The organism is Aeromonas sp. R2-2, from assembly GCF_040908355.1.
Classification (GTDB): Bacteria; Pseudomonadota; Gammaproteobacteria; order Enterobacterales; family Aeromonadaceae; genus Aeromonas; species Aeromonas veronii.
Genome location: NZ_JBFODQ010000103.1, coordinates 1 through 23,663, shown reverse-complemented (window position 1 = coordinate 23,663; position 23,663 = coordinate 1). Strand labels below are relative to the sequence as shown.

Genomic DNA, 23,663 nt, shown 5'->3' with positions numbered 1-23,663 from the left:
TTGGGGATTATTCCTTGTCGAAATCTTCGATCTCTTTGCCCAGCGCTTCCATGATGGCGCGCGCTTCGGCCGGGACACTGTCCGGTTGATCCTTGCGCAAATCTTCGTCGCAAGGGAGCGGCTGGCCGGTGAAAGCGTGCAGGAAGGCTTCACAGAGCAGCTCGCTGTTGGTCGCATGACGCAGGTTGTTCACCTGACGGCGGGTGCGCTCATCGGTCAACACTTTCAACACCTTGAGCGGGATCGAGACGGTAATCTTCTTGACCTGTTCGCTCTTCTTACCGTGTTCCGCGTAGGGGCTGACGTAGTCGCCGTTCCACTCTGTTCCCATGACTCACCTGTTCTCATTTAGCCGTGAGCGCGGATTTTAACCCTTAAGGAAATTAATGGCAATCCAACAGCAAAGCCATTTAGACGTCTGGAAGTGTTGACGGCTTTTTTAAGCTGGCGTAGTGTGGTTGACCATGAGCCCGCAATGGCGGGATGGCGCGTGGCAGCAAGATGCCGGCGTGTAAAGAGACATCAAGGAGAGTGATATGACCCACAAGGCCACCCTGGCGGTTCGCACCGGGATTGAGACAGACCAGCAACACGGTGCCGTGGTGCCCCCCATCTACCTCTCCAGCAACTACACCTTTGCCGACTTTGGCGAGCCCCGTCAATACGATTATGCCCGCTCCGGCAACCCGACCCGTACCAATCTGGCGGATGCGCTGGCGGCGCTGGAAGGGGGCGTAGGCGCCGTGGTCACCGGCACCGGCATGGGGGCCGTCCATCTGGTCACCACAGCACTGCTCAAGGCGGGAGATCTGCTGATCGCCCCCCACGACTGCTACGGCGGCACCTGGCGCCTGTTCGAGTATCTGGCGGCCAAGGGCCACTACCGGGTGCAATTTGTCGATCAGGGGGACGAGGCCGCACTGGCCGCCGCTCTGGCGCAAAAACCTGCGCTGGTATGGGTCGAGACCCCCTCCAACCCGCTGCTGCGGGTGGTGGATATCAGCGCCATTGCCAGCGCCGCCCACGAGGTGGGTGCGCATGTGGTGGTGGACAACACCTTCCTCTCCCCTCTGCTGCAACAACCGTTGGCCCTCGGTGCCGATGTGGTGGTGCACTCCACCACCAAGTACATCAACGGTCACTCAGACGTGGTGGGCGGAGTGGCGATAGCCAAGGAGGCAGCACTGGCCGAGTCGCTGGTGTGGTGGGCCAACTGTCTGGGGCTCACCTCCGGGGCGTTCGACTCCTACCTCACCCTGCGCGGCCTGCGCACTCTGGCACCCAGATTGCGCACCCATCAGGAGAACACCGACCGCATCCTCACCTTCCTGCAACAGCAGCCGCTGGTGAAACGCATCTATCACCCCAGCCTGCCTAGCCATCCGGGTCACGATATTGCGCGCCGTCAACAGTCCGGCTTCGGCGCCATGCTAAGTTTTGAACTCGATTGCAGCGAGACAGGCATTCGCGCCTTCCTCGCGGCCCTCACCCTCTTCTCGGTGGCCGAGTCCCTCGGCGGGGTGGAGAGTCTGGTGGCCCATCCGGCCAGCATGACCCACAGGGCCATGACCCCGGCGGCGCAGCAGGCAGCAGGCATCAGCGCCCAACTGCTGCGGTTGTCGGTCGGTATTGAACACGGTGAAGACCTGGTGGCCGATCTGGCTCAGGCTTTTGAACAGGCGCAGCAGGCAGAACAGGTAGCGAAGTAATGGAACAGCAGCAACAAGGAGAGATCGCGGTGGCAGCAGAAGCAGGATTGAAGCGACGTCACGTCCACAAATTTGGTGGCAGCAGTCTGGCGGATCCGGTCTGTTATCGCCGGGTCGCCAGTATCGTTGAACAACAGGTGGGCGGGGATGAACTGATCGTGGTCTCCGCCGCCGGCAAGACCACCAACCGGCTGATCCAGCTGGTGGAGCTAGCCGAAGCGGGGGACGAAGCCGCCGGTGAAGCCATCTCTGCCCTGCAGGCCTATCAGCAGAGCCTGATCGATGGCCTGCTGGAGGGCGAGCTACAGCTTGATCTGAGCAAGCAGCTGGCCGACGACATGCAACTGATAGCCAAAACGTTGGAGGGACAGTTTGATCGCTTCGCCCGCAACGGCCTGCTCGCTTTTGGCGAGGTGTGGTCGGCGCGCCTGCTGGCGGCCCTGCTCACCAGCCGAGGCGACAAGGCTATCTGGCTCGATGCCCGCAGTTTCCTGCGCGCCGAGGATGGCGCTCTGGTCAAGGTGGATACCGCCCTCTCCAGCGAGCTGCTCAAGGCGCGGCTGGCCGAACATGCCGGTCGCATCGTGGTGACCGGCTTTATCGCCGCCGACATGGAGGGGCGCTCCCTGCTGCTCGGTCGCAACGGATCCGACTACAGCGCCAGCCTGTTGGCGCTGCTGGCGGACGGCGAATCCACCACCATCTGGAGCGACGTGGCCGGTGTCTACAGCGCCGACCCGCGTCGGGTGAAAGAAGCACGCCTACTGGAGCGCTTGAGCCTCGCGGAAGCCAACGAGCTGGCCCGTCTTGGCTCTTCAGTATTGCACTCGCGCACCCTGCAACCAGTGGCCGACAGCCGCCAGCGCCTCACTTTGCGCTGCAGCTACAACCCGGATGAGGGCTGCACCCATATCCTGCGCCGCGCCCCCCGCTCCGGCGGCGCCCGCATCGTCTCCTCGGTGGATCAGATCGCCCTCATCGAGCTGAAGGTGCTGCCGCAGACCAACTATGAGCAGACGGTGGCCACCATCGAGGCCCATCTGGCCCGTCACCGCCTCAACCCGCTCACCCTGCAGCGCCAGCCGGATCGCCGGATCCTGCGCCTCGCCTACACCCTCGAGGTGGCACAAGGCGCCTTCGAGCTGCTGCGCGACTTCCAGCTGCAAGGGAGCTTCACCGGCCTCATTCAGAAGGAGGGGTTCAGTCTGGTGGCGCTGGTAGGGGCAGGGGTCACCGACAACGCGGAGCAGTGTCACCGCTTCTATCAGCTGCTGGCAGATCAACCACTGGAGTTCGTACAGGTGGCCCGAGATGGCCTGAGTCTGGTGGCCGTGCTGCGTCAGGTAGTGCTGGAGCCGCTGCTCATCGCCCTGCACAGCGCCCTCTTCAGCCGCCCGACCCGGGTCGGACTGGTGGTGTTCGGCAAGGGCAATATCGGCGGCCACTGGCTGAGCCTCTATGCCCGCGAAAAGGCACGGCTGGAACATGAACTCAATCTGGCGCTCACCCTCTACGGGGTGTTCAGCTCGGAGGGGGGTCTGCTCGATGAAGAGGGGCTCAACCCCCTCAAGGTACAGGACAACTTCTATCCCAAGCCGCTGATCTGGCCGGAGTTGCTCTCCCAGCTTGAGCAGCACGGCTTCGATGCGCTGGTTGCGCTGGACATGACCGCCAGCGAAACGGTGAGCCGCTACTATCCGGATTTTGCCCAGCTCGGCATTCATATCATCGCCGCCAACAAGTTTGCCGGTGCCGCCGACAGCGAGTTCTACCAGCGCATCAAGCAGACCTGCCGTGACCATCAGGTGCAGTGGCGCTACAACGCCACCGTGGGCGCAGGGCTGCCAATCCAGTCCAGCATCCAGATGCTGCGTCAGAGCGGCGACCGCATTCAGGGGGTCTCCGGCATCTTCTCCGGCACCCTCTCCTGGCTGTTCCAGCAGTATGACGGCACCCGCCCCTTCTCCGAACTGGTGGACGAGGCGTGGCAGCACGGCCTGACCGAACCGGATCCCCGCGAGGATCTCTCCGGTCAGGATGTGCGGCGCAAGCTGCTTATTCTGGCGCGGGAGGCAGGCTTTGAGCTCGACTCCGCCGATATCGAGCTGGAGAATCTGGTGCCCGTTACGCTGCGCAAGGTGACCACCGATCAGTTTATGGACAGACTGAAAGAGCTGGATGGCCCGATCCAGACCGCCTTCGAAGGGGCCAAGCGCCTCGGCAAGGTACTGCGCTACGTCGCCCGCTTCGAGCATGACGGCAAGGCGCGGGTCGGACTGGAGGCGCTGGAGCCGCACCACCCGTTTGCCAACCTCTTGCCGTGCGACAACATCTTCGCCATCGAGAGCGACAGCTACCGCACCAACCCGCTGGTGATCCAGGGGCCGGGAGCGGGTCGGGAAGTGACCGCCGCCGCTATCCAGTACGATCTGTGGCAGATCTGCGCCAGCCTCTAAGGCAGATTGCAAAGGGAGCAGCACCTCTCTCCCGCGCACAATAAAAAAAGCCCGAGTCGATGACTCGGGCTTTTTGCTGAATGCCGCTTCGATTAGGAGAAGCAGGCCTGCAGCACGTAGAAAATGGCGATAGCCAGGATGGCACCGGCAGGCAGGGTGATGATCCAGGAGACCACGATGTTGCGCAGTACCCCCAGATTCAGCGCCGCAATGCCGCGCGCCAGACCGACACCCATCACAGCACCGACCAAGGTCTGGGTGGTGGAGATGGGCAGACCGGTACCGGAGGCAATCACCACGGTCGCGGCAGTCGCCAGCTGGGCAGCAAAACCACGGCTCGGGGTCAGGTGAGTGATGCCGGTACCGACCGTCGCCATCACCTTCTCGCCCATGGTCGCCAGACCGATCACGATACCGATACCGCCGAGGGGCAGGATCCACCAGGCAATGGCAGCCTGACTGGAAATCTCGCCACCGGAAGCCACGATAGAGGCCACCGCAGAGAGCGGGCCAATGGCGTTGGCCACATCGTTGGAGCCGTGGGCAAAGGCCATGGCACAGGCGGTGATCACCATCAGGATGCCGAACACCTTCTCCACGTTGGCGAAGTGCATCTTGCTGTCATCCTGCGGGTTGTACTTCTGGCCGCGAATGTAGATCCAGCCGGCAAACGCCACTGCGATGGAGATGGCGATGGAAAGCAGAATGCCCTCGCCATCGCTCAGGTGCAGACCGACGTGGGTCAGCCCCTTCTTGATGGTCACCAGACAGATCACCAGCGCAGTCAGGAACATGTAGAACGGCACATAGCGCTTGGCGTTGTTCAGGGGATCATCGGTGTTGAAGATAAGCTTCTGCACGCTGATGAACATGAAGTAGGCGATGACACCTGAGATGGCCGGGGTGATGACCCAAGAGCCGACGATGCCGCCAAACTTGCTCCACTGCACCGCTTCCGGGCCAATGCTCACCACCGCAAAACCGACGATGGCGCCGATGATGGAGTGAGTGGTCGAGACAGGCCAGCCGAAGTAGGAGGCGAGGATCAACCAGGCGCCTGCCGCCAGCAGGGAGGCGATCATGCCGAGCACCAGCAGGTCCGGGCTATCGACAAACGCATTGCTGTCGATGATGCCGTTACGGATGGTGGCCGTCACTTCGCCACCGGCCAGATAGGCGCCGGCAAATTCGAAGATCATGGCAATGATGATCGCCTGACGGATGGTCAGGGATTTGGTGCCGACCGATGTTCCCATGGCGTTGGCTACGTCATTCGCGCCAATGCCCCAAGCCATCAAAAAGCCGAACAAGGCCGCCACGAGCACCAGAGTGGTGCCGTAATTCGCGATAATGTCCATTAATAGTGTTTACCCAGTCAGTCGATTACGAACGAGCCAGCATCAGTTCCAGACGGGCGCCTACACGCTCGGCCTGATCTGCCAGGTCACCTACCCATTCGAGGATCTTGTAAAGGAACATCACATCAATCGGATTGTAGTTGTGCTCAACCGCTTGCAGCTGTTGGCGCAGTCCGATCTGCATGGTGTCTGTATCGTCCTCGATCAGATCCAGCTGGTGGATCATCTCGGCAACCATTTCCACTTCCCGTCCTTTGAAGCCGGTCTCGAGCAGCTCGTCGAGCTCCCCGATCGCTTTCTCGGCCTGAGCGGTCGCATCAATACAACGTTTGAGGTAAGCCATGAAATCCGTCCGCATTTCGGCGGGGAACTCCATGCGACGACCAAGCATGCGGCCGGAGATATCCTTGGCACGGTTGGCAATCTTGTCTTGCTGGGTCAACAGCTCCAGCAGGTCGGTACGTGCAACCGGCAGGAACAGGCCGCGAGGCAGTTTCAGACGGATTTCACGCTTGAGGGTATCTGCCTCTTTTTCCAGTTGGGCGATCTGCTGCCGGATCTTCTCGGCATCTTCCCAACGGTCTTCGGCAACGGCGTCAAAGAAAGGAACCAACTGCTGGGAGCACTGGTGAACCTTGACGATATGCTTCTGCAGCGGCTTGATGGGGGACTTGGCAAAAAGCCCCAAAATAGTATTTACTGGCATGGCCAAACCTGTGTCGGTGAAAAAACACTCGATACGATTTTATGAGGCGCGCATGGTAACCGAACTGCGCCCTCAATTAAACCGCGAATTAATCTAGTCGTCTCGCGGGCATTATATCCCCGCGACCCGAATCCTGCCCCCCAAAGTTGCCTGCCAGCCCGGAATGACTATGCAAACTGAGATCGAGATAAAGTTTTTTGTCGCCCGCGACATTCAAGCCGAGTTATCCAACCTGCTGAATTCTCTTGAGATTAAAGAATCGTCACAACAGCAGCTCGGCAACGTCTATTTCGACACGCCGACCCTCGACCTGCGTCGTCTGGATATGGGGCTACGTATTCGCCGCTGCGATGCCTTCGCCGAGCAGACCATCAAATGCCGCGGCCAGGTGGTGGGCGGCCTGCACGCCAGACCCGAGTACAACACCCCCGTCAGCGACGATCTGCCGACCCTCTCGGCCTTTCCCGATGAGATTTGGCCGACTCTGACCGAGCGCGACCACATTCAGCAACAGCTGGTCGCTCAGTTTCGTACCGACTTCCTGCGCCGCCATTGGCTGATCGCCTTCGAGGGGGCCGAGATTGAGCTGGCCTGGGATCAGGGAGAGATCGTCGGCAGTCAAGGCAGCACCACCATCAACGAGCTGGAACTGGAGCTCAAATCCGGCGCGACCGCGGCGCTATTTGCACTGGCCCGGCGCCTTGCTAGGATCGGCGGGCTGCGCCTCGGCGCCCAATCCAAGGCCCAGCGCGGCTATCGACTGGCTGGTCTTGGCAAACCGCTGTCCCTGCAGGCGCTGGTCGAGCATGAAGGTATGGATGGCATAACGGGGGTAAGCGAGGGGCTGCGTCACTGGCAGCATCACGAGCAGCTCTGGCTGGAGCATCCGCAGGATGAAGGCATTCAACAGCAGGCACTCGCGGCCCTGTGCCAAGGGATCGATCTGGTCGCCCGCACTGCGGCCACGCTGCCACAACCCGCACCTTGGCTGCCAGCATTGACCAACCTGCACGCACATCTGCAAGCCCAATCGGGCGAGCAAAACGAGTGGCCTGCCGAGCTGGCCGATCTCTTCCTCTATCCGGCGTATGTCGAGTTGCAGCTGGCCATCGCCGCACGGCTGCATCACGCAGCCTGAGCGTGGCCATACCGGTACTAAAGGTCGGAAATAAAGACCGGAAACAAAAGCCGAAAACAAAACGGGTGAGCCTTGGCTCACCCGTTTTGCATTACAGCAGGTTGAGCTGCTGCATGGCGCTGCGAATGCGCTCGCGAGTCGCCTCCGACAGCGGCATCACCGGCAGTCGGCACTCCTCGCTGCAGAAACCGAGCAGGGAAGCGGCATATTTGGCACCGGCCGGGCTCGGCTCGGCAAACATCGCCTGATGGAGCGGAATCAGCTGGTCTTGCAGCTCACGCGCTTCTTGCCACTTGCCAGCCAGCGCCAAACTTTGAACCTCGGCCACCAGCTTGGGCGCCACGTTGGCGGTCACCGAGATACAGCCCTGACCACCGCCGATGTTGTAAGCAACCGCAGTGGCATCCTCACCGGAGAGCCAGGCGAAAGGCTTTTTGATCAGCTGGCGCTCGGTCCAGGGGCGCGCCAAGTCGCCGGTGGCATCTTTCACCCCGGCAATGCGCGGCAACTCGGCCAGACGGGCCAGAGTGGCGGGCTGCACATCGACAATGGCGCGCGGCGGGATGTTGTAGACAATGATCGGCTTGGCGGTGGCGTCGTGGACCGCCTTGAAGTGGTGGTAGAGCCCCTCCTGATTGGGGCGGTTGTAGTAACCGGCCACATGCAGAGTGGCATCAGCCCCCACCCGCTCGGCATGGAGGGTGTACTCGATGGCTTCGACCGGATTGTTGGAGCCCGCTCCGGCAATCACCGGAATACGGCCAGCGACCTGTTTGACCACCAGCTCCACCACCCGGCAGTGCTCGTCGTGGGTCAGGGTCGGACTTTCCCCCGTGGTACCCACCGGCACAATGCCGTGAGTGCCCTGTTCGATATGCCACTCCACCAGACGCAACAGCGCCTCTTCATCCAGCTTTCCCTGTCGAAACGGGGTGATCAACGCAACGATTGAACCTTGAAACATGGGATCTCCTTCTCCTAAATGACGCGCATATGGCAATAAAAAACCCCGGTACGATGTGCGCAACCGGGGTTTGAAGCTTCTCAGGGATGAGAGGTTACGCGCGAACGTCGGCAGGCCCGAATTTCAGGCTTTTTTTGTGCTTTCGTTTCAACCCGTTGAACCGCATTTCGTCATCTCTGGTCAAAAAATGGTGTCTGGGCATATTTCGGGAACACGGCATAAATGTCAAGGCGAAAGGGGCTATGTATAATGGCCGCCCAAAATTGCGTGGAGAGACCCGATGAGCAGCCCAATCAGTGCCGTCAGCCAGATGCTGGAACGAAACCAAGCCCTCTTTGTCGGCAAGCGGCTACTTGTCTGTGGCGCGCTGGAGGATGACTACCCCCGCCAGCTGGTGAGCCTGGCCCAGACCCTGACCGTCTTTACCACCGATTACTGCTACTACCGCAGCCAGCAGGCCGCCCTCGGCGAGGCTATCCTGTTCGACCACCAGCTCGGCGGCGCCCCCCGCTTCGATGCCCTGTTGCTGCTGATGCCCAAAGCCAAGGCCGAGGCACAATACCTGCTGGCCATGATGACCCCCTTGCTGGAAGCGGGTGCCGATCTGTTCCTCGCCGGTGAAAACCGCGGCGGCATCAATGGCGCCGACAAGCTGCTGGCCCCCTATGGCGAAAAGCCGATCAAGCGCGATTCGGCCCGCCGCTGCTCGCTCTATCACGGTGAGCTGAGCAAACCGGTCGCCCCGTTCGATCTGGATAGCTGGTTTGGCCGCTATCAGTGCAAGGCCGGTGATACCGAGCTGACCGTGCTGGCGCTGCCCGGCGTCTTCAGCGCCGCCGAGCTGGATCTGGGCACCCAGATGCTGCTGGCCGCCGTGCCGCCGATGAAGGGCGAGCTGCTCGATTTCGGTTGTGGCGCCGGAGTGATTGGGTCTGTGCTGGCCAAGCGCAATCCGGATCTGCAGGTCAACATGGTGGATATCAGCGCGCTGGCGCTCGAATCGAGCCGCCGCACCCTGGCGATCAACGGTCTGCAGGGCAAGGTCACCGCTTCCGATGTCTATTCGGATGTCTCCACCCGTTTCCAGCACATCGTCTCCAACCCACCATTCCATGCGGGTCTCAAAACCTTCTATGCGGCGACCGAGCAGTTCCTGGCCAAGGCACCTGAATTTTTGCTGCCAAATGGTTCGCTGACCATTGTTGCCAACGCCTTCTTGCGCTACCAGCCTATACTGGAGACACACTTCAAACGGACTGAAGTGATCAGCAGTGATGCCAAATTCAAGGTCTATCTGAGCAAAATGTAAATAAGTGTAAGCCGCACAATAAAACAGCTAGAGAGCGCCATCCGGCATCTGATAAGGTATTAAGCACACGATAAAAACCACCCCTTTAGGGGTGTTTTTATACCGAACATTGAAAACCTTTTCATGTTGTTAATTCAGGGAGAGAAATACGATGGCAGGCATTTTGACCATGATCCTGGCTGGTGGCGAAGGTACTCGCCTGCAGCCTCTGACCACCACCCGCAGCAAGCCTTCCGTCCCCTTCGGTGGCAGCTACCGGCTAATCGACTTTGTCCTCAACAACTTCGTCAACGCCGACTTTCTGCGCATCTATGTACTGACCCAATTCAAATCCCAGTCCCTCTACCTGCACATGAAGAAGGGCTGGAATATCGTCGGCATCACCGACCGCTTTATCGATCCCATCCCGGCCCAGATGCGGATGGGCAAACGCTGGTATGACGGCACCGCCGATGCCATCTACCAGAACCTCGGTTTTATCGAGCGAGCCGAACCGGATCACGTCTGCATCTTCGGCTCCGACCACATCTACAAGATGGATGTGAGCCAGATGGTCACCTTCCACAAGCAGAAGAACGCCGCCATGACGGTCGCGGCACTTCGCATGCCCATCGAAGAGGCGAGCGCCTTCGGGGTGATCGAGGTGAATACCGAAGGGCGGATGATCGGCTTTCAGGAAAAGCCGAAGCAGCCCAAGCACATTCCCGGCGATCCGACCCAGGCGCTGGTCTCCATGGGCAACTACATCTTCGAGACCGATGCCCTCTGCCGCGAGTTGAAGCGGGATGCCGCCGAAGAGAACTCCAGCCACGACTTTGGCAAGGATGTGATCCCGAGCCTCTACCCGCGCGCCCCCGTCTATGTCTATGACTACAGCACCAACGTCATCCCCGGCGAGAAACCGCACGTCTACTGGCGGGATGTGGGCACCCTAGACTCTTATTGGCAAGCGCACATGGACCTGGTGGCCGACAATCCCCCCTTCTCCCTCTATAACCGCAAGTGGCCGCTGCACACCCACTATCCAGCGCTGCCGCCGGCCACCTTCATCGACAGCGACGAGTGCAAGGTGAAGATCGCCAACTCGCTGATCTCCGCCGGTTGCTTCATTCAGGGCAGCCAGATCCAGCGATCCATCCTTGGTTTCCGCTGCAATATCGGCGCGTGCAGCCATATCAGTGAATCCGTGTTGCTGGGGGATGTGAAGATTGGAGAAGGCTGCTCCATCCGGCGCGCGATCATTGATAAAAACGTTGAAATTGCGCCAGGCACCGTTATCGGTGAAAATCTGGACCACGATAGAGAGCGATTTACCGTATCCGAAGGCGGTATCGTGGTGGTACCTAAGGGAGCAAGAGTTGGCTATTAACCCACTGAAAATCCTGTTTGTTGCCTCGGAAGTTGAGGGGCTGGTCAAGACTGGGGGCCTGGCCGATGTCGCCAGAGCCCTGCCGATGTACCTGGCCCAGAAGGGACATGATGTCAGGATCATGCTGCCCTTCTACAAGACGATAAAGCGACGGGATGAGGCCAGACTGGTGGCATCACGCTGGTTGCCAACCCACCCCGGGCTGCCGGATATCGGTTATCGCATCTACCAGATGGAGCTGGATGGCGTCTGCGTCTATCTGCTCGACTGCCCGCAATATTTCGATCGTCCCCAGCTCTACGCCGAGAACAATCAGGCCTATCCGGATAATGGCGAGCGCTTTGCCTTCTTCTCGGCCGCGGCCCTCCATGCCTGCGAGCAGCTCGGCTTTGCTCCGGATATCGCCCACTGCAATGACTGGCACACCGGCCTGCTGCCGCTGCTGCTGAAAACCCGCCACGCTCACAACCCCTTCTTCCAGCAGACCCGCAGCGTGATCAGCATTCACAATGCGGCGTTTCAGGGGGTGTTTGGCCGCGAGCAGTTCTGGGCCATGCCCGAGATCGCCGACTACGAACGCCGCATCAACTACGACTACGGCCACGTCAATCTGCTCAAATGCGGGGTGCTCTACGCCGACAAGATCAATGCGGTCAGCCCCAACTATGCCCAGGAGCTGCTGACTCACCTCGGCGCCCACGGCATGGCACATATCTTCCAGCAGCGGGCGGCCGATCTCTGCGGCATCCTCAACGGCTGCGACTACAAAGACTGGGATCCGGAGTTCGACAAATTCCTACCTGCGACCTACAGCATCGACAACATGGCTGGCAAACAGCTCTGCAAAGAGAGCCTGCAGCAGGAAGCGGGGCTGGCCGTGGCGGACTTGCCCATCTACGGCATGGTTTGCCGCCTGACCGAGCAGAAGGGCGTTCCCCTGCTGCTCCCTGCGTTGGAGAAATTCCTCCACCATCAGGTACAAGTGGTGATCGTCGGCTCTGGCGATCCTGCGCTCGCCACGCAACTGCAAACCATGGCCCGGGATTATCCGGGCAAGCTCGCCTTCATCAACACCTATGACGATCGGCTGGCTCATCTGGTCGAAGCCGGTGCCGACTTCTTCCTGATGCCCTCTCTGTTCGAGCCTTGCGGCCTCAACCAGATGTACAGCCTCGCCTATGGCACCCTGCCACTGGTGCGGGCCGTGGGTGGTCTGAAAGATACCGTGGTGGATTGGGATGCCGATCCCGAGCATGCCACCGGCTTCTGCTTCAACGATCCGACTGCCGCCATCCTGCTCGATACCATGCGCCGCAGCCTGCTCTATTTCCTGCAGGACAAAGAGCGTTTTGCCAAGGTGCAGCGCAATGCCATGAGCACCCGCTTCAACTGGCCTGACTCGGTCACCCAGTATGAACGGATGTATCAGAGCGCATTGGGCCGTTACTGAATGCCAAACGTCAGCTAATTGCTGAAGTTTTGTACCCTTGGCTTCACTTTGAGCGTCAACAGCGAAAAAAGTCCCCTTTGGCTGTTGACGCTCCCCCAAAACTCTATAGAATCCCCCTCCGCAGTGATGCGAAGGTGGCGGAATTGGTAGACGCGCTAGCTTCAGGTGTTAGTGTCCCACGGATGTGAGGGTTCGAGTCCCTCTCTTCGCACCAATACTGCCATGCTGATTCAGCAGCATGTAAATCCAACTAGAAAACCCGAATGTGCGAAGGTGGCGGAATTGGTAGACGCGCTAGCTTCAGGTGTTAGTGCCCCCCGGGTGTGAGGGTTCGAGTCCCTCTCTTCGCACCATGCTTCTCCAGACAGCATGTAAATCAAAACTGGTATCACAATGTGCGAAGGTGGCGGAATTGGTAGACGCGCTAGCTTCAGGTGTTAGTGTCCCACGGATGTGAGGGTTCGAGTCCCTCTCTTCGCACCATGCTTTATCCAGACAGCATGTAAATCCAGACTGGAAACCCGAATGTGCGAAGGTGGCGGAATTGGTAGACGCGCTAGCTTCAGGTGTTAGTGCCCCCCGGGTGTGAGGGTTCGAGTCCCTCTCTTCGCACCATGCTTCTGACATGTAAAAACAGAGCAATGCGCTCCAACCGCATTTAAAAACCAGCTGGAGAAAATCAGTGTGCGAAGGTGGCGGAATTGGTAGACGCGCTAGCTTCAGGTGTTAGTGTCCCACGGATGTGAGGGTTCGAGTCCCTCTCTTCGCACCATTCCTTACGCAAAAGGCCCATCACGAAAGTGACGGGCCTTTTGTTTTTACTCCTTGTTATGGCTATGCTTTTGACGACTCACCGCTCATCGTCATGCCAAGGAACGCATATGATACTGGATACCGACATTCACAACTTTTACGAACATCTGGTGCTCAAGGAGATTGAGAAACAGGGGCTGCAGCAAAAGCTCAACAGCGATCAGATGGCCGACCTCTGCTGCCTCACCCTCAACCAGCTTCCGGCCCACTATATTCGCCACAATGTCGACATGATCTACTTCCTGACCGACGCCAAGCGCACCGAAATGGAGAAGCTGGTGGTCGAATCGCTCAAGGTGGCACAGCAGAAGATCAAGCAGGCTCCCGTCAAAAGCTCATAACCAGGGCTGCTGCCAGAGCAGGGTAACGATACCGGTCAACCCGGCCACTGGCAGCAAGATCAAGGCGGGCCGCAATCCGGGCTCCAGCATCACCCAGGCAGCCAGCAGAAAACCGGCACTCCAGGTGCCGTACTCTTTATCCTGACCCCATGCGAGTACGGCCACCGCCACCAGCAACATCATTCCCCGCAATATCCAGCGCATTGTTTTCTCCCCAATCAACAATTGATAATAATTATCATCTTCATCTACTGGGGATGCAAGTGGCGTCACAGGCAAGCTTCGTATGTAACCCTTTGTGTCAACAGGCCGCTCAAAAACGGGTTATGAGATCAACTAATTTGTGATTTTTTCAATCAAATGTGCATTTTTGCCAATTTGATGGGGCTTTAACCCGTCAGGTTTGTGGTAGATTGCGGCCTCTTTTTGGGTTGCCTCCTCGGGATCGATGTATCCACAGGACGAGAGGGAGTGACCTTGGCGAGCAAGAGTTTAGGAAGTATCTATGCAAAACCAACAAAACCACATCCGACTACCGGGCATGGCACAGGTGTTTGCCTGTCTGGCCATTTTCCTGGCCCTGGCATTCTCGTTCACCAGCGTGCTCGATCTGCCGATCCAGTTGGCGTTGTTCATCGCCTGGTTCGTCATCATGGGGCTTGGCATCAAACTCGGCCACGATTACAAATCCCTGGAACAGGCAGCCGTTGACGGCGTTGCCAAGGGAATGGGGGCTATCCTGATCCTGGTCTCCGTCGGTGCCCTGGTCGGCACCTGGATTGCCGGCGGCATTGTTCCCAGCATCATCTATTTCGGCCTCAAGGTGATCCATCCGTCCATCTTCCTGCTGGCAACCTTGATCATCTGCTCCCTGACCTCGCTGGCCACCGGCACCTCCTGGGGCTCTGCTGCCACGGCCGGCATCGCCATGATGGGGATCGGCCACAGCCTCGGCGTACCTGCGCCGCTGGTAGCCGGTGCCGTGCTCTCCGGCGTCTATTTTGGTGACAAGCTCTCTCCGCTCTCCGACTCAGTAGTGCTGGCTTCGACCATGTCCAACGTCGACGTGGTGGAGCATATCAAGGGGATGCTGCCCATCAGCCTGCTCTCCTATGTCATCACCGCCGTGCTGTTCACCGTAGTGGGCATGCAGTATTCGGGCAACGTCAGCCTGGAGCAGGTCAATCTGGTGATGGAGGCTCTCGACAACCAGTTCAACATCACCCCGCTGGCTATAGTGCCGGTGGTGCTGGTACTGGGCCTGTTGGCCAATCGCAAGCCCGCCTTCCCGGTGATCAGCTTCGGCGCCCTGCTGGGCCTGATCTGGGCCATCGCCTTCCAGGGCATGGATCCGGTCAAGGCGATGCACTCGGCTTATAGTCCGTTTGCCATCACCTCCGGCATCGACTTTATCGACAACATTCTCGGTCGCGGCGGCATGGAGTCCATGCTGGGCTCGGTCGCGGTCATCATCTTCGGTCTCGGGTTTGGCGGCCTGCTGGAGAAGGTCGGTATTCTGGAAGTGATCGCCAGCGCCTTCGAGAAGCGCATCAATAGCGTCGGCAGCCTGACCAGCCACACCATCGGCACCGCGTTTCTGGCCAACGTGTTCGGCTCAGCCATGTATGTGTCGCTGATCCTGACACCCAAGATCATGGCCAAGAACTACGACCGGCTGGGACTGGCGCGCAAGAACCTCTCTCGCAACGCCGAGTTTGGCGGCACCCTCACCTGCGGCATGGTGCCCTGGAGCGACAACGGCATCTTTATGGCCGGGGTTCTGGGGGTGGCAACCCTCGACTACCTGCCCTACATGTGGCTGAGCTTCACCTGCATCATTGTGACCATCACCCTCGCCTACATGGGCAAGGCAGTGAACCGGATCCCGCTGGTCGCGGCGGCAAGCTCCCGCTAAGCCATTCTGCAAACAACAAAGGCGCCATCGAGGCGCCTTTGTTGTTTCAGAGAAATGCTGTTTGATGGAGCGCACTGAGCACCACAAACAAAAACAGCCCTCGTTGCCGAGAGCCGTTTCATCAGACCGATAACGCCGATCAGATGGAGAAGCTGGAGCCACAGCCACAGGTCGTGGTGGCATTGGGGTTGGTCACGGTAAAGCGTGAACCTTCCAGACCCTCGGTGTAATCCACACTGCCGCCTACCAGATATTGCAGGCTCATGGGATCGATCACCATGGTGACGCCATTCTTCTCGACTACGGTGTCCCCGTCGTTGATCTTCTCATCAAAGGTAAAGCCATACTGGAAACCGGAGCAGCCCCCACCCGTGATGTATACCCGCAGCTTCAGCTCGGGATTCTCTTCCTCGGTGATCAGGTTCTTCACCTTGTTGGCCGCCGCATCCGTCATCTGGATGGGCAGCGGGGCTTCTGCTACTGCACTCATTACTGACCTCACAACCATTAGATCCACAAACATGGAAACCGCGAAATTATCCAATACCCGACCATTCAGTTCAAGTATTCACCACGTTTAACCGGCCGCGGGAACCGGGGCAGGCGGTGCGGCGACCAGCGGCTTGATCACCTCGCCCCACTCAACCAGCAGCTCTTGCGCCGGTTGCCTGCCATCCTTGTTGATGGTGACACGGATTCGATCCGGCACAAAGCCTTCCGGCAACTGCCAATTCCCTTCCAGCAGCTGGAAATAACGCAGGGCATAGCGCCACTCGCTCACCTTCATCCCGAGATCGCGGCCGGTTAGCGTCTTCGGCTTGTCAGCCAGACTCCCCTCGACCCGGATCTGCACCTGACCACGGAACAACTCCCGCTTTTTGGCGGGCTGGGTCAGGGCAAGACGGTAGTGGTAGCGACCGGGAATGCTGGTCTCCTGCAGGGTCAGGTTGTCGATCACCACCCCCACCTGTTCGCCAGTGGGGCGCATGATCCGCTCGAAAAAGGCCAGCTGGCGCTTGAGCTCCTGCACCTGCGCCTCCTGACTCTTCAAGGTGGTCTGCAACTGCTCGAAGGCCGCTTTCTGGGTCGCCAGCTGGGTATCTTTCACCCCCAACTCGGTCTTGAGCTGGCCGATGGCCTTGCCCTGACGATCCAGCGTCTCCTGCTGTACCACCAACAGACTGCTCTGGGCCAGCTCCTGACGGTTCCCGACAAAGTAACCGATGAGCCCGCCAACGGCTAACACGACCAATAACTTCAATAGATTGGACATAGCCCCTCATCCCGTTATCACGCCATTTACGGCAGCGCCTCTCCCTTCACTATACCGCCCTGACCGGGGCCAAAGGCGATAAAGGGAAAAATTAACTGGCCGTGGCGCTGCCATCACCCCGCTTTTGACGCGCGGCGAGCCGTAAAGTTCGCTCCAGGATCTGGGAATAGATGGGCCGGCCACCCAGCCACTGGGCAACCAGAGTCGCCCCGACCGTGGTGATCATCATCGGCAAAATCAGCTGATAGTTGTCGGTCATCTCGGTGACCAGCACGATACCGGTGATGGGGGCACGCACGGTGGCAGCAAACAGCGCCCCCATTCCGGCGATGGCAAAGGCGCCGGGCTCGATGCCAAGCTCGGGAAACGCCGAATGAAACAGATGGCCAAACACCACGCCAAACAAGGTGCCCAACGCCAGGGTCGGCGCAAACACCCCGCCCGGGGCACCGGAGCAGAAGCAGATGAGGGTCGCGACCAGCCGCACCGAAAAGATGAGGAACAGGGTCGCCATCGCATACTCATCCCCCATCAGATGGGGAATAAGCTCTGTGCCGCCCCCCGTCACCGCGGGAGCAAAAAGCGACAGCACGCCAAACGTTCCGGCGACCAGCATGCCGATGGCCACAAAACGGTGGCGCTTGTTCTGGTGCAACGCCAGATAGCCATCCTGACAGGCCAGCACCAACTTGTTGAAGACAAAACCGAGCACCCCGAAGGTGGCTCCCATAAAAAGGAACAGCCAGAGCGCCTTGAGGGCTGGTGCATCGTAGTGCGGCAGAGTGATCACCGCCCCCTGCCCTTTCATGTTCTGCAACATCAAGGTCGCCATGATGGCGGAGATCCCCACCGCCTTGATAGCCAGGAAGGAGTAGCGAAACTGCGGCCGCATCTCCTCCATCACAAACAGAATGCCCGCCAGCGGCGCATTGAAGGCAGCAGCCAGACCGCCCGCCGCACCGGCGGCCAACAGGGCATGGCCATGCTCCTTGGGCAACCGGAAGATATCCGCCACCATCTTGCCGAGGTTGCCGCCGATCTGTACCGAAGGCCCCTCCCGTCCCAGCACCATGCCGGAGCTCAGGGTACAGATGCCGCCGAAGAACTTGACCGGCAATACCCGCCACCACCGCACCGGGCGCAGATCGTCCATCGCCCCCTCGATCTCGGGAATGCCGGAGCCGCCCGCTTCCGGGGCAAAGGTATGAGTGAGGAAGTAACCGACAAATCCCAGCAAGGTGCTGAAGCCAAAGCCAAGCAGACCGAGCTGCCACCAGGGACGGTCTGCCAGCAAATCGATTCGTTGTTCTGCCAGCCAGTGGACACCCGATTCGAACAGGCCGCACACCAGTCCGGCCAGGGTGCCGACCAGCGCCGCCAGCAGCAGCACCAGCAAGGGCATCTTGTCTTGCCGGATAATGCGGGAAAGCGGCCCCCGCGAAGAGGTATCGGCTTCAGAGGAGAGAGCTTGTTGCGCCATCTTGTTACACCAACTTGGAAAAACCATATCGTCAGCTAGCTGAGATCAGGATCACCCGGCGCGTTGCTCGGCTGCCCAGGGCTGGGGCTTTCTGCTATAGTCGGCCCGTTAAATTTTTGTCACGGGAGCAGACCGAGAGTCCGGGTGGCGAGAGCGCAAAGCATACTCCTGATGCTCCGGCATGCCGAGTCTCAATCGGCTGCAATCCCTTGTGTGACGACCAAAATCCCATTAAGGATGATCCATGTCAAAATCAGATCAGCTGTTTGAACAGGCCCGCCAGACCATTCCGGGTGGCGTCAACTCACCGGTCCGCGCCTTCAATGGGGTCGGCGGCACGCCCCGCTTCATCGATCACGCCGATGGCGCCTATCTCTATGATGTGGATGGTCAGGCCTACGTGGATTACATCGGCTCCTGGGGCCCCATGCTGCTGGGTCACAACCACCCGGCCATCAAGGCCGCCGTCATCAAGGCCGTTGAGAAGGGGCTGAGCTACGGTGCGCCGACCGAGATCGAAGTGCTGATGGCCGAGAAAGTCCGCCAGATCGTCCCCTCCATGGAGCAGGTGCGGATGGTCAACTCCGGCACCGAAGCCACCATGAGCGCCATCCGTCTGGCCCGTGGCTACACCGGCCGCGACAAGATCGTCAAATTCGAGGGTTGCTACCACGGCCACGCCGACTCCCTGCTGGTCAAGGCCGGTTCCGGCGCCCTGACCCTGGGTCAGCCCAACAGCCCGGGCGTCCCGGCCGATTTCGCCAAACACACCTTGACCTGCGTCTTCAACGATCTGGATTCAGTGCGTGAAGCCTTCACCCAGTACGGCAGCGAGATCGCCTGTATCATCGTCGAGCCGGTCGCAGGCAACATGAACTGCATCCCGCCGGTGCCGGGCTTCCTGGAAGGTCTGCGCGCCATCTGTGACGAGTTCGGCGCCCTGCTGATCCTGGACGAGGTGATGACCGGCTTCCGCGTCTCCCTGCGCGGTGCTCAGGGTCACTACAACATCGACCCGGATCTCACCACCCTCGGCAAGATCATCGGTGCCGGCATGCCTGTGGGCGCCTTCGGCGGCAAGAAGAAGGTGATGCAGCACATTGCCCCGACCGGCCCTGTCTATCAGGCGGGGACTCTCTCCGGCAACCCGGTGGCCATGGCGGCCGGTCTGACCATGCTGGATCTGCTGCTGGAGCCGGGTCTCTATGAGCAGCTGAGCGCCAAGACTGCGCGGGTTGCAGAAGGGCTGAAAGCGGCCGCCGCCAAACACGATATCCCGCTCGCCATCAACTATGTGGGCGGCATGTTCGGCTTCTTCTTCACCGAAGAGAACGAAATCACCCGCTACGAGCAGGTCACTCGCTGCGATATGGAACGCTTCAAGCGCTTCTACCATCTAATGCTGGAAGAGGGCGTCTATCTGGCGCCGAGCGCCTACGAGGCGGGCTTCCTGTCATTGGCTCACGGCGACAAGGAGATCGAACATACCCTGGCTGCCGCCGAGCGCAGCTTCGCCAAGCTGGCTGGCTAAATCGCCGCGGGTTGTCGCAAAGGGCCCGTCATGGGCCCTTTTCTATTACAGAGACTCCATCACCACACAGGGCGGCAATACGCCCATTTCTGGTGCATTACCCCCTCGTCATCCACCGATTTGTCATCCTCTGGTGCAACTTGCCCTGCCATCCCTGTCATAAAGCAGGCCCACAATTTGCACATTCACCACAAGAGCCCACGTCACCGAGGTCCATATGGCAGAGATGAGCCCCATCGATGTGCTGCGGCGCTATCAGGAGTATCAGGAGGAGCTGACCCCGCTACTGCAGGGGCTGCTCAGCGCCCCCCTTGTCTCGCTCAAGGGGTATCCCTTTGTCGTCAGCATTGACCACTATCAGGGGCCGATGTGCATCCAGCCTGCGGCACCGGTCGCCCATAACCGGTTGCACCTTATCGTGCAGGGGCAAGGACGGGAGATCACCGTCTGTCTGAATCAGCTGATTGGCTGGTTGATGGGGGACAGGGAGCGCCGCCGCGCTATGCCCTGGTTCAAGGCGGTCTATGTGGTGCTCAGCATGGCGCTGTTTCTCATCGTCGCCACCCTGATCTGGCACGGGCTGGAGCAGCTCTACCAGCTATTGTGCGGCGAGCAGCAGAACCAGCTCGGCGCCTTTAGCGCCATCATCTTCCTGACGCTGGCACTGGCGGTGTTCGATCTGGGCAAGACCATTCTGGAAGAGGAGGTACTGCTGCATAAGGATATCTTCCGCCACAGCGCCATTCGCCGCACCATCACCCGCTTTATCGCCGCCATTCTGATCGCGGTCTCCATCGAGGGGCTATTGCTGCTGTTCAAAGGCTCGCTCGGCCAGAGCGAGCTGCTCTGGCCAGCGGTCGGAGTGATGGGGTGTGCGGTGGGTTTGCTGCTGGCGCTTGGCCTCTATGTTTTTCTGGGAGCCAAGGCCGAAGCGGCACTGGTACAGGCTAGCCTGCGCTCTCCACCGTCAGCTGCACAGGGGAGCGACGCGCCGCCCGCCAGGAGGCGTACATGGTCCAGGAGGTATAGATGACGATAAAGGCAACCAACCACTTCAGCATCTCCATATCCATGGATTTGACCAGCATGGCGGCCAGCACCACACCGATGGGGCCAAAGATGGCTACCGCCAGCACCGCCTTGGCATCGAATGCCCCTTTACGGATAAAGGTGCCTGCGGAGAAAACGCTAAGCACGGCGGTGGAGCCCATCATGATCGGAAACGCCGCCAGCGGATTCATCCCCAGCAGATAAACCAGCGTCATGCAGGGAGCAAACAAGCCGATACCGACATTCATCAATACCCCGAAGATGAAGTTGCCAAGCAGGGCGATCGCCAGCTTGTAGCCGCTGAGCCCCATCGCATCGCCGCCTACAGGGAAAAGCCCCAGCAGACCGGCAAAGATAAGCCCTGCAACGACCAGTAAGGAGATAGCCATCACCAACCGGATGGTCTGCCGATCAAACGAGGCCACATGACGAGCGCCCCAAGCTGCGCCCGCTGCGGCGGCCATCATCATGCTGATCAGCGTCAGCGGCTCCACTGCGACTGCGCCGACGAAGATCAGCGACTGAGTCACGGTCGGCAGCACGCACTGCCCATTGAGGGTACCCGGCAGCACCCGGTCATCGATCAGCTTGAACTGCTTGTAGCAGGCGGTCTTTACCGCAAAGCTGCCCACCCCCAGGGTATCGAGGAAGTTGGCAACCCCACCGATCAACGCCACCGGCCAGAAGGGGGTCGCCTCAAAGGATCCACTCTGCTTCTTCCGCCAGCAGGCTTGCACCAGCATAAAGATGAATACGAGGCCTCCGGCTATAAAAACCAGCCGTAAAATATCAACTAACATAGGGGTTTCTCCTGCAACGGGCGGCGATTCTAAGGCAAGCAGCATAAAAAATCTTGACCGGAATTAAGCAATGTTCACGACACACCTCTGCGAGGCGAAATATTTATCATTAGACTCCGAACGGCTCTGCTAATACTTGTTACTGAGGCCAACAGGCCGGGTCCTGAGCACGTTGTTATGGTCCTTTCGCGACGACCACCTGTGCCAAAGGACATAATAAAAAAGAGGGCCGGTAGTGATACCGACCCTCTTTCTGTATCTGGCCGAGGCGCTGGGCCCTCGACCATGACAACTGCTTATTGAATGCTCTTGCCGGCACGCACGTCCTTGATAAACCCCTTCAGGCTGGCCAGATCACGGGGGGCACCGCGCAGGATCTGATCACCGATGATGAAGGCCGGGGTACCAGAGATACCGAGCGCTTCAGCCAGCGCACGGTTGGTACCGAGGTTCTGGTCAATGTTGCCATCCTTGATCTTCGCTTCCACCTTGCTCCAGTCAACACCGGCCGCCACTGCCAACTGCTTGACCTGTGCTTCATCAGCGAGCGGGCCCTGATGGCTATAGAGCTTCTCGTGGAACGCCTGGTACTTGTCAGGCTGACCCAGCTGGACCGCCAGCGCAGCACGAGCTGCGAAGTAGGAGGACTCGCTCAGAATGGGGAACTGCTTGTAGATGTACCGGATGTCTTTATCTTCCGACATCAGCTGCTTGACCAGCGGATGGGCCCGTTTGCAGTAACCACAGTTGTAATCGAAAAACTCCACAATGGTCAGCGACGCCTTCGGATTCCCCATCTCGGGATCCTGATTGGCATAAAGCTGCTTGGAGTGAGCCTTGATCAGCGCCTTGTCACTCTCGGCCTGCTGGCTCTCCTGCTTGGCACGCAGGGCATTGGACATCTCGACCAGGATCTCGGGATTCTTGACCAGATAGTCGCGAACGATTTGCTCGACATCGCTTTTGGTCAGCTCGCTTGCATGTACCGGCGTCGCCAGCAGGGTCACACCAGCCAGCGCGCAAAAGAGGGCATTTTTAATAGTCATAACGTTATCTTGCAGAGGATATGATAGAGGCCACTATAGTGGTTGAGTCTGTTTTCAAGTCAAGTTATCTGGCCAAAAAAGCGCTTGATGCGCCCTGACTGCCACTTTTTCATGTCATTTCGCGCAATTAACCAGCAATCAAACCGGACGGGGATTTACAAGCCGGATCAGCATGGTAATATTCGCCGCACTGCTGCGGAGGGGTGGCAGAGCGGCTGAATGCACCGGTCTTGAAAACCGGCGATGGGCGACCATCCGTGGGTTCAAATCCCACCTCCTCCGCCATTCATACCGAGCCCATGCAACCATGTTGCGTGGGCTTTTTGTTTGCCTGCAATTTGCCACTTCTCATAGATCTCAACACATTAGTCTTCTTCAACATCCTCCTAATCTTCCCGTATGCGGGCTCAATAACCACCAGAAAATCACCAATCAACCTCGAAGATCTGAGTTACTGCGCACATCCCAACCCACTTTCTTATTCCCCAAACCACAACGACAACACGCAGCAACCGCAGCTCCAACATGTTGGTACCGCCAATAACCCCTCTTCGGAATACAGTCAGGGCCGGTTAACACAGTCATAGAAAAGCAGGGACTATGGAGCCGCGGCTTAAAAAGAGGGGACGGCTAACTCAGGAAGCCTAGACCCCAAGCTAGAGATCATGACGTATAGGCGATCATGGGATTCACGGGTTATGGCGATGCCAGCCCTGCCATACAGAGCAATGGCTTTACATGAAGAAAGAGTAAAAGCGTAACATCAGGCTATTCGTTGAACAGAAAGACAACAGCGAGTAACAATAAAAACAGAAGAAAGGAATAAGTTAGGTCAAATATCAGACGATTCAATAAATTGCAGGCAATAAAAAACCCCGCTCGATGAGCGGGGTTCTTAAATTGGGTGCCTGGCAGTGTCCTACTCTCGCATGGCGAATGCCACACTACCATCGGC

The 23,663-nt window shown here is 59.0% G+C and carries 20 protein-coding genes and 6 tRNA genes; 16 read left to right on the top strand and 10 right to left on the bottom strand.

Annotated elements, in window-relative coordinates:
* Nucleotides 1-7: 7 nt before the first annotated feature.
* Nucleotides 8-331 carry a met regulon transcriptional regulator MetJ gene (metJ, locus tag AB5Z09_RS21890; RefSeq protein WP_005340251.1) on the bottom strand — a complete coding sequence of 108 codons (324 nt, stop codon included), beginning with the start codon at nucleotides 329-331 and terminating at the stop codon, nucleotides 8-10.
* 205 nt (nucleotides 332-536) lie between these two features.
* On the opposite strand from metJ, the gene metB reads away from it, so the two are divergent.
* Together metB and AB5Z09_RS21880 are read left to right on the top strand one after the other, a co-directional pair.
* On the top strand, nucleotides 537-1,709 hold the full coding sequence (metB, locus tag AB5Z09_RS21885) for a cystathionine gamma-synthase (protein ID WP_368196265.1): 1,173 nt from the start codon (nucleotides 537-539) through the stop codon (nucleotides 1,707-1,709).
* Nucleotides 1,709-4,165, top strand: a complete 2,457-nt coding sequence (locus tag AB5Z09_RS21880; RefSeq protein ID WP_368196263.1) for a bifunctional aspartate kinase/homoserine dehydrogenase II — start codon at nucleotides 1,709-1,711, stop codon at nucleotides 4,163-4,165. The genes metB and AB5Z09_RS21880 overlap by 1 nt, the downstream gene beginning before the upstream one ends.
* Nucleotides 4,166-4,257: 92 nt before the next feature.
* On the opposite strand, the gene AB5Z09_RS21875 is transcribed toward AB5Z09_RS21880, so the two are convergent.
* Entirely contained in the window at nucleotides 4,258-5,523 is a 1,266-nt protein-coding gene (locus AB5Z09_RS21875; RefSeq protein ID WP_005343043.1) for an inorganic phosphate transporter, read from the bottom strand.
* A gap of 25 nt (nucleotides 5,524-5,548) precedes the next feature.
* Nucleotides 5,549-6,229: a TIGR00153 family protein gene (locus AB5Z09_RS21870; RefSeq protein WP_005340244.1), complete on the bottom strand. Its 681-nt coding sequence runs from the start codon at nucleotides 6,227-6,229 to the stop codon at nucleotides 5,549-5,551.
* Between the two features lie 169 nt (nucleotides 6,230-6,398).
* On the opposite strand from AB5Z09_RS21870, the gene AB5Z09_RS21865 reads away from it, so the two are divergent.
* Nucleotides 6,399-7,367: an inorganic triphosphatase gene (locus AB5Z09_RS21865; protein WP_368196261.1), complete on the top strand. Its 969-nt coding sequence runs from the start codon at nucleotides 6,399-6,401 to the stop codon at nucleotides 7,365-7,367.
* A gap of 91 nt (nucleotides 7,368-7,458) precedes the next feature.
* Here the strand turns inward: AB5Z09_RS21865 and dapA are convergent, their stop codons facing one another.
* Complete coding sequence (gene dapA / locus AB5Z09_RS21860; RefSeq protein WP_201914314.1) at nucleotides 7,459-8,331, bottom strand: 4-hydroxy-tetrahydrodipicolinate synthase; 873 nt, start codon at nucleotides 8,329-8,331, stop codon at nucleotides 7,459-7,461.
* Nucleotides 8,332-8,611: 280 nt separating this feature from the next.
* On the opposite strand from dapA, the gene rsmC reads away from it, so the two are divergent.
* The 9 genes from rsmC to AB5Z09_RS21815 all read left to right on the top strand — a co-directional run bounded on the left by rsmC (nucleotide 8,612) and on the right by AB5Z09_RS21815 (nucleotide 13,613).
* Nucleotides 8,612-9,640 carry a 16S rRNA (guanine(1207)-N(2))-methyltransferase RsmC gene (rsmC, locus tag AB5Z09_RS21855; protein WP_368196259.1) on the top strand — a complete coding sequence of 343 codons (1,029 nt, stop codon included), beginning with the start codon at nucleotides 8,612-8,614 and terminating at the stop codon, nucleotides 9,638-9,640.
* A 151-nt stretch (nucleotides 9,641-9,791) separates the two neighbouring features.
* Nucleotides 9,792-11,009 (top strand): glucose-1-phosphate adenylyltransferase, encoded by a 1,218-nt coding sequence (glgC, locus tag AB5Z09_RS21850; protein WP_368196257.1) that lies wholly within the window; start codon nucleotides 9,792-9,794, stop codon nucleotides 11,007-11,009.
* Nucleotides 10,999-12,459, top strand: a complete 1,461-nt coding sequence (gene glgA, locus AB5Z09_RS21845) for a glycogen synthase GlgA (protein WP_368196255.1) — start codon at nucleotides 10,999-11,001, stop codon at nucleotides 12,457-12,459. The genes glgC and glgA overlap by 11 nt, the downstream gene beginning before the upstream one ends.
* A gap of 128 nt (nucleotides 12,460-12,587) precedes the next feature.
* Nucleotides 12,588-12,673 (top strand) — tRNA-Leu (locus tag AB5Z09_RS21840).
* 53 nt (nucleotides 12,674-12,726) lie between these two features.
* Nucleotides 12,727-12,812, top strand: a tRNA-Leu gene (locus tag AB5Z09_RS21835).
* A 44-nt stretch (nucleotides 12,813-12,856) separates the two neighbouring features.
* A tRNA-Leu gene (locus AB5Z09_RS21830) sits at nucleotides 12,857-12,942 on the top strand.
* 46 nt (nucleotides 12,943-12,988) lie between these two features.
* Nucleotides 12,989-13,074: transfer RNA gene (locus AB5Z09_RS21825), tRNA-Leu, on the top strand.
* A 71-nt stretch (nucleotides 13,075-13,145) separates the two neighbouring features.
* A tRNA-Leu gene (locus tag AB5Z09_RS21820) sits at nucleotides 13,146-13,231 on the top strand.
* 109 nt (nucleotides 13,232-13,340) lie between these two features.
* Nucleotides 13,341-13,613 (top strand): late competence development ComFB family protein, encoded by a 273-nt coding sequence (locus tag AB5Z09_RS21815; RefSeq protein ID WP_005343036.1) that lies wholly within the window; start codon nucleotides 13,341-13,343, stop codon nucleotides 13,611-13,613.
* Here AB5Z09_RS21815 and AB5Z09_RS21810 read toward each other — a convergent pair.
* A complete protein-coding gene (locus tag AB5Z09_RS21810; protein ID WP_005357820.1) occupies nucleotides 13,608-13,817 on the bottom strand; it encodes a hypothetical protein in 210 nt (69 codons plus the stop codon). The two genes, AB5Z09_RS21815 and AB5Z09_RS21810, sit on opposite strands and share 6 nt — an antisense overlap.
* Nucleotides 13,818-14,118: 301 nt before the next feature.
* Here AB5Z09_RS21810 and nhaC point away from each other — a divergent pair, with 301 nt between their 5' ends.
* Entirely contained in the window at nucleotides 14,119-15,528 is a 1,410-nt protein-coding gene (gene nhaC / locus AB5Z09_RS21805; RefSeq protein WP_005357819.1) for a Na+/H+ antiporter NhaC, read from the top strand.
* A 139-nt stretch (nucleotides 15,529-15,667) separates the two neighbouring features.
* Here nhaC and erpA read toward each other — a convergent pair whose 3' ends face one another.
* From erpA to clcA, 3 genes are all read right to left on the bottom strand, one after another.
* A complete protein-coding gene (gene erpA, locus AB5Z09_RS21800) occupies nucleotides 15,668-16,018 on the bottom strand; it encodes an iron-sulfur cluster insertion protein ErpA (RefSeq protein WP_005340225.1) in 351 nt (116 codons plus the stop codon).
* Between the two features lie 87 nt (nucleotides 16,019-16,105).
* Nucleotides 16,106-16,801 (bottom strand): DUF6776 family protein, encoded by a 696-nt coding sequence (locus AB5Z09_RS21795; protein ID WP_005343032.1) that lies wholly within the window; start codon nucleotides 16,799-16,801, stop codon nucleotides 16,106-16,108.
* Nucleotides 16,802-16,892: 91 nt separating this feature from the next.
* On the bottom strand, nucleotides 16,893-18,281 hold the full coding sequence (clcA, locus tag AB5Z09_RS21790) for a H(+)/Cl(-) exchange transporter ClcA (RefSeq protein ID WP_368196254.1): 1,389 nt from the start codon (nucleotides 18,279-18,281) through the stop codon (nucleotides 16,893-16,895).
* Nucleotides 18,282-18,525: 244 nt separating this feature from the next.
* On the opposite strand from clcA, the gene hemL reads away from it, so the two are divergent.
* Nucleotides 18,526-19,812 carry a glutamate-1-semialdehyde 2,1-aminomutase gene (gene hemL / locus AB5Z09_RS21785; protein ID WP_108612438.1) on the top strand — a complete coding sequence of 429 codons (1,287 nt, stop codon included), beginning with the start codon at nucleotides 18,526-18,528 and terminating at the stop codon, nucleotides 19,810-19,812.
* 217 nt (nucleotides 19,813-20,029) lie between these two features.
* Nucleotides 20,030-20,845 carry a hypothetical protein gene (locus tag AB5Z09_RS21780; RefSeq protein ID WP_368196252.1) on the top strand — a complete coding sequence of 272 codons (816 nt, stop codon included), beginning with the start codon at nucleotides 20,030-20,032 and terminating at the stop codon, nucleotides 20,843-20,845.
* On the opposite strand, the gene AB5Z09_RS21775 is transcribed toward AB5Z09_RS21780, so the two are convergent.
* Nucleotides 20,760-21,662, bottom strand: a complete 903-nt coding sequence (locus tag AB5Z09_RS21775; protein ID WP_064338862.1) for a sulfite exporter TauE/SafE family protein — start codon at nucleotides 21,660-21,662, stop codon at nucleotides 20,760-20,762. The genes AB5Z09_RS21780 and AB5Z09_RS21775 overlap by 86 nt on opposite strands.
* Nucleotides 21,663-21,958: 296 nt before the next feature.
* Complete coding sequence (locus AB5Z09_RS21770) at nucleotides 21,959-22,708, bottom strand: DsbA family protein (protein WP_139747020.1); 750 nt, start codon at nucleotides 22,706-22,708, stop codon at nucleotides 21,959-21,961.
* Between the two features lie 197 nt (nucleotides 22,709-22,905).
* On the opposite strand from AB5Z09_RS21770, the gene AB5Z09_RS21765 reads away from it, so the two are divergent.
* Nucleotides 22,906-22,993: transfer RNA gene (locus tag AB5Z09_RS21765), tRNA-Ser, on the top strand.
* Nucleotides 22,994-23,663: the final 670 nt, after the last annotated feature.